The organism is Polaromonas sp. P1_G2, from assembly GCF_056405515.1.
Genome location: NZ_JBFUBY010000155.1, coordinates 1 through 9,864, shown reverse-complemented (window position 1 = coordinate 9,864; position 9,864 = coordinate 1). Strand labels below are relative to the sequence as shown.

At 64.1% G+C, this 9,864-nt stretch carries 10 protein-coding genes; 2 read left to right on the top strand and 8 right to left on the bottom strand.

From position 1 onward, the window contains the following. From AC1D0P_RS16020 to AC1D0P_RS15990, 7 genes are all read right to left on the bottom strand, one after another. On the bottom strand, nt 1-839 hold an 839-nt coding region (locus AC1D0P_RS16020; RefSeq protein WP_477677652.1), incomplete at its 3' end, for a zinc-binding alcohol dehydrogenase family protein. A 22-nt stretch (nt 840-861) separates the two neighbouring features. Continuing rightward, complete coding sequence (locus AC1D0P_RS16015; protein WP_477677651.1) at nt 862-1,191, bottom strand: L-rhamnose mutarotase; 330 nt, start codon at nt 1,189-1,191, stop codon at nt 862-864. A gap of 23 nt (nt 1,192-1,214) precedes the next feature. Further along, complete coding sequence (locus AC1D0P_RS16010) at nt 1,215-2,222, bottom strand: aldo/keto reductase (protein ID WP_477677650.1); 1,008 nt, start codon at nt 2,220-2,222, stop codon at nt 1,215-1,217. Nucleotides 2,223-2,273: 51 nt separating this feature from the next. Then, the gene (locus AC1D0P_RS16005) at nt 2,274-3,218 is read right to left on the bottom strand and encodes a substrate-binding domain-containing protein (protein ID WP_477654760.1); all 945 of its coding nucleotides are present in this window, start codon (nt 3,216-3,218) and stop codon (nt 2,274-2,276) included. Between the two features lie 68 nt (nt 3,219-3,286). Further along, nucleotides 3,287-4,270: an ABC transporter permease gene (locus tag AC1D0P_RS16000; protein WP_477677649.1), complete on the bottom strand. Its 984-nt coding sequence runs from the start codon at nt 4,268-4,270 to the stop codon at nt 3,287-3,289. A gap of 32 nt (nt 4,271-4,302) precedes the next feature. Beyond that, a complete protein-coding gene (locus tag AC1D0P_RS15995; RefSeq protein WP_477677653.1) occupies nt 4,303-5,877 on the bottom strand; it encodes a sugar ABC transporter ATP-binding protein in 1,575 nt (524 codons plus the stop codon). 230 nt (nt 5,878-6,107) lie between these two features. Further along, complete coding sequence (locus tag AC1D0P_RS15990) at nt 6,108-6,818, bottom strand: FadR/GntR family transcriptional regulator (RefSeq protein ID WP_477677648.1); 711 nt, start codon at nt 6,816-6,818, stop codon at nt 6,108-6,110. A 203-nt stretch (nt 6,819-7,021) separates the two neighbouring features. Between AC1D0P_RS15990 and AC1D0P_RS15985 the strand changes: the two genes are divergently transcribed. Next, entirely contained in the window at nt 7,022-7,432 is a 411-nt protein-coding gene (locus tag AC1D0P_RS15985; RefSeq protein ID WP_477677647.1) for an FKBP-type peptidyl-prolyl cis-trans isomerase, read from the top strand. Between the two features lie 3 nt (nt 7,433-7,435). Here the strand turns inward: AC1D0P_RS15985 and AC1D0P_RS15980 are convergent, their stop codons facing one another. Further along, nucleotides 7,436-8,311 carry an alpha/beta fold hydrolase gene (locus AC1D0P_RS15980; RefSeq protein WP_477677646.1) on the bottom strand — a complete coding sequence of 292 codons (876 nt, stop codon included), beginning with the start codon at nt 8,309-8,311 and terminating at the stop codon, nt 7,436-7,438. Between the two features lie 366 nt (nt 8,312-8,677). Here AC1D0P_RS15980 and AC1D0P_RS15975 point away from each other — a divergent pair, with 366 nt between their 5' ends. Next, nucleotides 8,678-9,667, top strand: a complete 990-nt coding sequence (locus AC1D0P_RS15975) for an LLM class flavin-dependent oxidoreductase (RefSeq protein ID WP_477677645.1) — start codon at nt 8,678-8,680, stop codon at nt 9,665-9,667. Nucleotides 9,668-9,864: the final 197 nt, after the last annotated feature.

Below are 9,864 nucleotides of genomic sequence, written 5' to 3'. Positions count from 1 at the left end.
CTGCCCAGCAGCGTCGCCTCGCGTTTGTGAAACTCCGGATCGGCGAAGGTAATGTTATCCAGCACGATCGACACCAGCACATACTTGCCGCCATGGGCAATGAACTGGAAGCCGCGCTCCATGGCCTTTGCGTTGCCCGTGGCGTCAAAAACGACATCGTAAAAATCGCCATCGGTCAGCGCGCGCAGCTCGTCCAGGTCCTTGTCACCGATCACAACACCCGCGTGCGCACCCAGGTGTTGTTTGCAGAATTCCACCCTCTCCTTTCGCGTGTCCAGCGCTGTGACCTGGCCGCCACGCAGGCCGGCGAACAGCAGGGCGGCCATGCCGATGGGGCCCGTCCCTACCACCAGTACACGCTGGCCGGGCTGCACGTCGGCGCGGCGTACGGCGTGGGCGCCAATCGCCAGAAATTCCAGCATGGCGGCCTGGTCCAGTGAGACCCCCTCCGCCTTGCGCACAAACTGCGCGGGTACGTTGAGATATTCGGTGAAGGCGCCGTCGCGGTGCACGCCCAATACCTGGATGTTGACGCAGCAGTTGGTCTTACCCTGGCGGCAGGCTACACACCGGCCGCACGACAGGTAAGGCATGACGAAGACGCTGTCACCGGCCTGAAGGGGGCTGTCCGCCGGAGCTTCCTCCACGGTGCCCGCGATTTCGTGGCCCATGACGCGCGGATAGGCCAGGAAGGGTTGTTTGCCAGTGAAGATGTGCAGATCGGTGCCGCACACCCCTACGCGGCGGATGCGCAGCAGCACATCGCCTTCATTGCGGATGGGCATAGCCGCTTCGACCGTGCGCAGCACGCCGGGGGTTTCGCAAATGACTGTCAGCATAGATGTCCTTGGGTGGAAGTGGTTAGTCAATGTGGAATACGGATTCCATGGCGGCCCAGTGCTCGCCGGGGCCGCGCGTTTGAAGGGGGCGTTGGCWGGGGCCGCACAGGGTCCACCAACGCTGCGTCTCGGCATCGGCGGCGATAGCTGCCATGTCCGCGTCAAAATCCTGGCCGTGGTATTCCCAGTAGCCGAACAGCAGGTTTTCCGGCTCACGCAAAAAAATGCTGTAGTTGCGCAGCTGCGATTGCCGAATGCGCTGCAGCACAGCGGGCCAGACGGCCGCGTGCAGGCGCTTGTATTCGGCGATGTGCTGGGGGTCGATACCAATGACCCATCCCATTCGTTGCATGTCAATTTCCGTTTATAGGTTGGTCAAGGTGGCACCGGCGCATCGGGATTCAGCAGGCCGCGGGTGCGCAGGGCCTGCCACAGCGTGGCGGGAACGGGCGTCTCCAGCCAGGCGACGTTCTGTTGCAGCTGGGCTGCGGTGTGGGTGCCGGTGACGCAGCTCACCACCGCGGGGTGCGCCAGTGGAAACTGCAATGCGGCGGCCTGCAGGGGCACGCCGAATTCCTCACAGGCCAGCGCCAGCGCCTGCACGCGTGCCAACACGGCGGGCGGGGCTTCCGCATAATTGAATTTGGCGTTGCCCGCCAGGACGCCGGAGTTGAACGGCCCGGCCACCACGATGGCGTTGCCGCGGCGCATGCACTCGTCCAGAAAGGGCGTGAGGCAGTCCTGCTCCAGCAGGGTGTAGCGCCCAGCCAGCATGGTGCAGTCCAGGTCGAACTCCTGCATGCTGTCCATCACCACCTGCCATTCGTTCACGCCCAGGCCCACCGCCTTGGTGGCACCGCTGCCGCGCAATTCGTCCAGCGCGCGGAAGCCGCCTCCCGTGGTCAGTTGTTGCCAGTAATGCGCATGCTGTTCGCCATGGGTGTCGCGGCCGATGTCGTGTACGTACAGGATGTCGATGTGGGCCAGGCCCAGCCGCTGCTGGCTGTCTTCGAAGGAGCGCATCACGCCGCTGTAGCTGTAGTCATACTGCGGGCGAAACGGGTAGGGGTTGGCCCAACCGCCATCGCCGGGAGCCATGCTGGCATCGGGGCGCAGCAGGCGGCCCACCTTGGTGCTGACGACATACTCATGACGAGGGCAATCGGCCAGCTGGGCTCCCAGGCGGTGCTCGGAGCGGGTGTAGCCATAGTAAGGCGCCGTGTCGAAATAGCGCACGCCGGCCGCCCAGGCGCTGGCAAAGACATCCTCCACCTCGCGGGCGCTGGTGGCGTGGTACAGGCCGCCCATTTGCGCGCAGCCCAGGCCCAAGGCGGTCAGCCGCAGGTCCACGCGGGAAAGGGATTTCAAATCCGTGGTGTGCATATGCCCATCCTCCGGCAGCCGGTGCCGGAGGGGTCCTTGGGTTGGAGCGGTTTAGTAAAGAACGTTCTTGGCAGCGGGCGTGTCGATGTTTTTCTTGTTCACCATCAACACACCGGTATCGCGGAAGGCGGGCACTTTCTTGCCTGCCACGATTTCCGCCACGGTCTTTACGCCCAGGTTGCCCATCTCGAAGGCGCTTTGCACGGCAATCGCCTCGATGGTGCCGTCTTTCACAAAGCCTTGCAGGTCGGCGTTGCCGTCAAAGCCGATGGCCACCACTTTGCCGGCTTTGCCCGACTGAACCAGTGCACGGCCCATGCCGATAGCGGTGGGTTCGTTGGCACCGAAGATGCCCTTGAGGTCGGGATTGGCAGCCAGCACGTCGGTGGTCTGGTTCAGTGCGGTGCCCATCTGCGAGTTGGAGTAGAACGGGCCGACGATCTGCAGCTTGGAGTGCTTCTTGATGTAGTCGGTGAAACCTCCCACGCGGCCGATTTCGGAACCCGAGCCCGCAGTGTAGGACATGATGGCAATCTTGCCGGTGGTACCGATCTTGTCGATCAGCGTCTTGGCGGACATTTCTCCGGCAGTCTTGTTGTCTGTGGCCAGGAAGGATTGGTAGTAAGCCTTGCCGGCATCCGATGCGGCGGAGTCAATCAGCACCACAGGAATCTTGGCTTCCCAGGCTTTTTTGATGGCGGGGATCAGGGCATCCGGATCCGAAGGGGCCAGCACGATGCCGGCGACCTTGCGGTTCACGGCGTTTTCCACCAGGGCTACCTGCCCGGCCAGGTCGGTGTCGGATGCCGCGCCCTGGAAGGTGGCGGTGTAGCCCTTGAGATTTCCCACGGCAGCGTTGGAGCCCTTCTTCACGTTTTGCCAGAAGTCCGAGTTGGCGGTCTTCACGATGACGGCAATTTCCTTGTCGGCGGCCAGGGCCATCGACGACGCAGCCACCAGGGCGGCTGCGATCAGTGTGTGGATAAATTTTTTCATTTCTTTCCTCATGGGTAATGGTTGTGGAGGTTGTCTCTCGAAGTCCCGGTAAGCCCTGCCGGTAGGGATCACTTGCGATGGCGCATCTGGTCGATCCATACGGCCAGTAGGATGACAACGCCAATCAGAATTTGCTGGGTGAAAGCGGACACGCCGCTCATGTTCAAACCGTTGCGCAGGATGCCGATCACGAAGGCGCCGATGACGGTGCCCGACACCGTGCCCACACCGCCCGTGAGCGAGGTGCCGCCTATCACCGCGGCGGCAATGGCATCAAGTTCGTACATCAGGCCCTCACTGGGCTGGGCCGTGACCAGGCGTGACATCAGCACGCAGCCGGTCAGCCCGGCCAGCAGACCGGACAGCACATAGGCAAACAGCGTCACGCCCTTGACGTTCACGCCCGAAAGCCGGGCGGCTTCGAGGTTGGAGCCGATGGCGTACAGATGGCGCCCCAACGTGGCACGGTTCAGCAGGATGGAGACAGCCAGCGCCAGCACGATCATGAGCACCACGGGGTAAGGAATGCCGACGAACACCACATCGGGGAAGCCGTCCGCACCGATATTGACGATGCGGAACAAAGCTCCGTTGCCCAGCTCCGCGAAGCTGTCGCCCAGGCCGCTGATGGCGCGGGCATCGGTCAGCTGCAAGGCCACGCCGCGTGCCACCAGCATCATTCCCAAGGTGGCAATAAAGGGCGGCAGTTTGAGCACCGTCACGCACAGGCCGTTGATCAGCCCGCACAGGCCCCCGACCAGCAGGCCGGCAAACATGCCCACAGGCACGGGCGCGCCCGCCTTGACCAGCATGGCCGCCACGACGCCGGACAGTGCCAGGATGGCGCCTACCGAGAGGTCGATACCGCCGGTGATGATCACGCAGGTCGCCGCGATGCCGAGGTAGGCAATGGACGTCACCTGGAGCGCCACGGTCATGCCATTGCCCACGCTGAAGAAGGCGTTGCTGGTGAACGAGAAGATGGCGATGAGTCCCAGCAGGCTGGCCAGCGCGGCAAATTTTTGAAACAGGTCTTGTTGTTGTTCGGTCATTGGTGTGGTCCGGGGAAAGGGTCTTGGAGGGCTCAGCTGGCCAGCTGGTCGGCTGGCAGAGGCGGCACACTGCGGCCGGAGGCGTAGTGCATGACCTCCTCCTGGTGGGTCTCGCGGGTGGGGCGGATGGTGACCAGGCGGCCTTCATGGAAGACCGCGACACGGTCCGTCATCCCCATGATTTCGGGCAGCTCGGAGCTGATCATCACGACGCCGATGCCCTGGCCCGCGAGCTGGTCCAGCAACTGGTAGATCGCGTACTTGGCGCCCACATCGATGCCGCGCGTGGGCTCGTCAAAGAACAACACGCGTGATTCACGGAACAGCCATTTGCTGATCACGAGCTTCTGCTGGTTGCCGCCCGAGAGCAGGCGCACGACCTGGTTGCTGCTGGGCGTGYGGATGTCGAGTGCGCCGATGTAGCGGCGTGCGGCATCCTGCTCTTTGGCAAACTGGATCATGCCCGCACGGTTGGACACGGCTTCCATGTTGGCCAGTGTGATGTTCTGTGCCACAGTCATCTTCAATGCCAGCCCGTCGTGCTTGCGGTCCTCCGACAGGTAGGCCAGCCCCTGGCGCACGGCATCCCGCGGCGAGTGAATGGTGAGACGCTGCCCGGCCAGAAACACCTCGCCGGCGTCGATGGGGTCGGCACCAAAAATGGCGCGAGCCACTTCGGTGCGGCCGGCCCCCATGAGCCCCGCAAAGCCCAGGATTTCGCCGCGGCGCAGCTCAAAGTTCACGTCGTGAAACACCCCCTGGCGTGTCAGGCCCTGCACGCGCAACAACACGTCGGTAGTGGGCACGGATGTTCTCTTGGGGAATACATCGTCCAGCGAGCGCCCCACCATCCTGGCCACGATCTCTTCCACACTGGTGTCGGCCAGGTGTTCGGTGGACACGTAGCGTCCGTCACGCAAGACAGTGACCCGGTCCACGATGAGCGCCAGTTCGTCGAGGCGGTGCGAGATGTAGACGATACCCACCCCCGTACGCTTGAGCTCGTGGATGATGGCAAACAGCCTCTCGGTCTCCGACTCCGTGAGGGACGAGGTGGGTTCGTCCATGATGAGCACCTGGGCGTTGAGCGACAGCGCCTTGGCAATTTCCACCATCTGCCGCTGGGCTACCGACAGGGTTTTGACCAGAGCGTCCGTGGCAATGTCCAGCCCCAACCGGTCCAGGCATTGCCGTGCCTGGCGGCGCAGCGCCGCCCGGTCAATCAGCCAGCCTTTGCGCGGCTCGCGGGCCAGGTAAATGTTTTCGGCCACCGTGAGGTGCGGAGCCAGGTTCAGTTCCTGGTGAATGATGGCAATGCCGGCAGCCTCGGATTCGGCGGTGGATTGGAACTGACAGACCTCGCCGTGGTAGTGCAGGGTTCCCGCATCGGGCTGGTACTGGCCGCTGATCACCTTCATCAACGTCGATTTGCCGGCGCCGTTTTCGCCGCACACCGCGTGTACCTCGCCGCTTCGCACCTCAAAACTCACACCGTCCAGTGCCAGCACCCCCGGGAAGCGTTTGGTGATCCCTTCCAGGCGCAACAGTACGCCCGCCCCGGCGGGGCTGGGCGCGTCGGGGCGGACGGGATCGGACACGGATGACAGCAATGCGAACTCCTCTTGGCGGGTCAGGGGGCCGGGAGGGATGAATTTGCTGTCTTGCAAATTGGTAAGGCCACCTGACACAATCTGGCGTATTTGGCCTTACCAAGAAATGCATGTGTATTGGTGTTTACCCACGTCCTGGGCTCAAAACCGGCGTGAAAAGACGAAAAAAATGCCTGCGCAATTGCACAGGCCTGACCACAGGTAAAGACTACGGCGCGGAGCTTAGCTCATGACCATTCGCGGCGGTTGTTCTCGAGCCAGCGCTGTTCGGAGGCTTGCAGGTGCGTGCGCATGGCGCCCTGTGCGGCCAGTACGTCCCGGTTTTCCAGAGCGCGCAAGATGGCTTCGTGCTCCTGCAGTGCAATGGCCCAGCTTTGGCCGGATTCGGAATGCGCGCTCAGGCGCGCGGCAATCGGGCTGTGGCGCTCGTCAAACAGCTCGCCCACCAGCCGCTCCAGCACGGAGTTGCCTGTCATGGCTGCGATCGTTTGATGAAACTGCCGGTCAAAGGCCAGGGGCGAGCGGTTTTGCGCCATGGCGGACAGCATGTTGTCCAGGATCTGGCGCAGCGCTAACAGCGCTTCGGGCGTGGCTCTGGCGCAGGCCTGCAGCACAATGGTGCCCTCGATGGCGGCGCGCGCCTGCATCAGCTCGATCGGGCTTTCGCCCATGGTGGCCAGCGTCTGCGGCYTGCGCTGGGCCGCGCTGCAGACATACACGCCGGCGCCCATGCGCACTTCCACGCTGCCCTCGATTTCCAGCGCGATCAGCGCCTCGCGCACCGAGGGGCGTGAGACGCCCAGCTGCTGGGCCAGATCGCGCTCCGGCGGCAGCCGCGCGCCCGCGGTGTAGTTGCCCTTGTCAATGAAGGCGCGGATCTGCTCGGCTATTTGTTGGTAAAGCCGACGGTTGTCGACCTGTTTAAGTTGGTCCAGCATGAGTCCTCCGCATGAAGTGCAGTTTATGCGACGGCGGGTTTGGCTATTGGCTTATGGCTCGAAATGGTAAGGCCAATTTAATACTTGTTGCATCGACCTTACCAGTTTGGGGGTCTGCCGTCGCCACGCAGGCAGGGCGAAAGCCGGGACGATAATCCAGGCCAGCCTTTTCGATTACCCCTAGCCATGAAAGCATGACCTCCATGAAGACATTGACCGCCGCGCTGATTGCCCTGGCCTCTCTTGCCCTGTCCACCACCGCCCTTGCGGCCGCCCCGGCCGAGACCCTGCCCAGCGGCGTGAAGATCGTGCACAGCACCGACGGTACCGGCCCGCAGCCCCTGGCGACCGACACCGTCAAGGTGCACTACCGCGGCACGCTGGCTGACGGCAAAGAATTCGACAGCTCCTACAAGCGCGGCGCGCCCGCCACCTTTCCGCTGAACCGCGTCGTGCCTTGCTGGACCGAAGGCGTGCAGAAGATCAAGGTCGGCGGCAAGGCCACACTGACCTGCCCGCCCGCCACGGCCTATGGCGACCGCGGCGTCGGCGGCGTGGTGCCGCCCAATGCCACGCTGACTTTCGACATCGAACTGCTCGCGATCGAGAAGTAAAAGCTAGAGAGCCGCTTCGAGCGCCGTGAGGAGGGCTTTGTCAAAGGCCTCCGCGCGCTCGAACTGCAGCCAGTGGCCGGCACCTTCGACCAGGGCCAGGCCCCTGAAATCCGCGGCTTGCGCCAGGGCCGCCCGCAGCGCATCAAGCTTGCCGCGGTACAGCGCGTCTTCCTCCCCGTAGATCGCCCACACCGGGCAACGCAGCCGCGCCAGTGACTGCGCCAGCGCACCGGTGCGTGCCAGGTTGCGGCCCTTCATGCGGTCGCGCAGCACGTTGGCGATGTGCAGGCGCAGGGCCAGTTCGTCGATCGCGTCCTCGCGGTACAGCATCAGCGCCGCAAGGTTGTGGCGATGGATCTCATCGCGCTGGGCCGCATCGGTGAGATGCCGCCAGGCGCGCAGGCGTACGGCTTTTTCGGGGGCCACACCCAGGCCGGGCGCGCCCACCAGCACCACACGCGCCGCCCGGGCGGGAAAGCGCTCCGCCAGGAAGCCGGCGACCATACCGCCAAAAGAAAAGCCCACGAGGTCGCAGGCCGCCTCGCCCGCCAGCAGGGCCAGCCCCTGCTCGACCGGCTCGGGCAGCACATCGGCATCGGTGCCCCGCAAGGGCGCGGCCGAATCGCCGAAACCGGGAAGGTCGGGCACCAGCACCCAGCGGCCCGACGCGGCCAGCGCGGGGATGTTGCGCAGCCAGTGCATCCAGCTGCCGCTGCCGCCGTGCAGCAGCACCAGCGGCGCGAGGCCCGGCCGGCGCGTGGCCTGGCCCCAGTTGTGCCAGACCATGGCGCCCTCGCCGCAAGGCGTTTCAACGCGGCTGGCCGTGCGCAGCATCGCGAGCGCCTCGGCAGGCAACTCAATGTTCGGTGAATCTGTCATGGGGGATAGAACCTATTTACGGTCTAAACGGGGCCGCGTTGGGGTGCAATCGGGATGAGTGGGCCGACCGGGACCGCCGCATGGGCTCATGCCCATGCAAGGGCCTGGGTGGCTCAATCGCCCGATTTCACCCCAACCCGAAGGGCAAGCCCCTTCTCGGGCGGTCTGCGGCGTTGCGATGCTAACCCATAGCTGTGCTATGGGCGTCGCACCGCGCCTTGCATCCCATCCCGAGAAGGGGCTTGCGCGGCCTCGTTTAGACCGTAAACAGGTTCTTATACCCTGCCCTCCGCGCGGCCATCGTGAAGCTCCTAAACTGGCCCGGCGCGCTTTCTTCATGAGGCGCTCCCCTCTCATCACATGCCCATGATCCCCTTCTCAGTCCTTGATTTGTCCCCCATCGTCACGGGCGCCACCGCCGCCGACGCCTTTCGCAACACCCTGGCCCTGGCCCGGCATGCCGAACAGTTGGGCTTCAAGCGCTTCTGGCTGGCCGAGCACCACAACAACCCCGGCATCGCGAGCGCCGCCACCGCGGTCGTCATCGGCCATGTGGCAGGAGGCACGAACACGATCCGCGTGGGATCCGGCGGCGTGATGCTGCCCAACCACTCGCCGCTGGTGATCGCCGAGCAGTTCGGCACGCTGGCCTCGCTCTACCCCGGCCGCATAGACCTGGGCCTGGGCCGCGCACCCGGCACCGACCAGCTGACCGCCCGCGCGCTGCGGCGCGACCACCAGAACAATGCCGACACCTTCCCGCAGGACGTGCAGGAGCTGCGCTATTACTTTGAAGACATAGCACCCGGCCAGAGAATCCGCGCCGTGCCCGGCGCGGGTCTGAAGGTACCGTTGTGGATTTTGGGCTCCAGCCTCTTCGGCGCCCAACTGGCCGCCGCACTGGGCCTGCCCTTTGCCTTCGCCTCGCATTTCGCGCCCGACATGCTGATGCAGGCCCTGGAGCTTTATCGCGACCGCTTCGAACCCTCGGCGCAGCTGGACAAACCGTATGCCATGGTGGCAGCCAACGTGGTGGCCGCCGACACCGACGAAGCGGCGCGCTACCAGCTCACCTCCGTCCAGCAAGCCATGACCAACCTGCTGCGCGGGACTCCCGGACCCATGCCGCCGCCGATTGACGACATCGAGTCGTACTGGTCACCCGCCGAGAAGGCCGGCGCGCAACGCATGCTGCGTTATGCGGTGGCGGGGGCGCCCGCGACTGTTCGGGAAGGATTGCGGTCTTTTATCGCCGAGACTCGGGCGGACGAGTTGATGGTGACTACGCATATTTTTGATCCGGCTATTGCGCGTAGGTCGTTGGAGATTACTGCGGGGGTCCGGGATAGTTTGTAGTTGCTCCGGCGGTGTGCGCTCTTCTGAGTTCTGCTGGCCGGGGGTTGCCCGGCAGCAAGTAACTTTCTTTTGCTTCGCCAAAAGAAAGTCACGGCGGATTCAAGGACCAAGTGCAACACTTCCAATCCAAGAGGAGTTGCATGACAAGAACATATCGACAATTGAGTGCCGAAGAGCGAGGCACGGTAATGGGCATG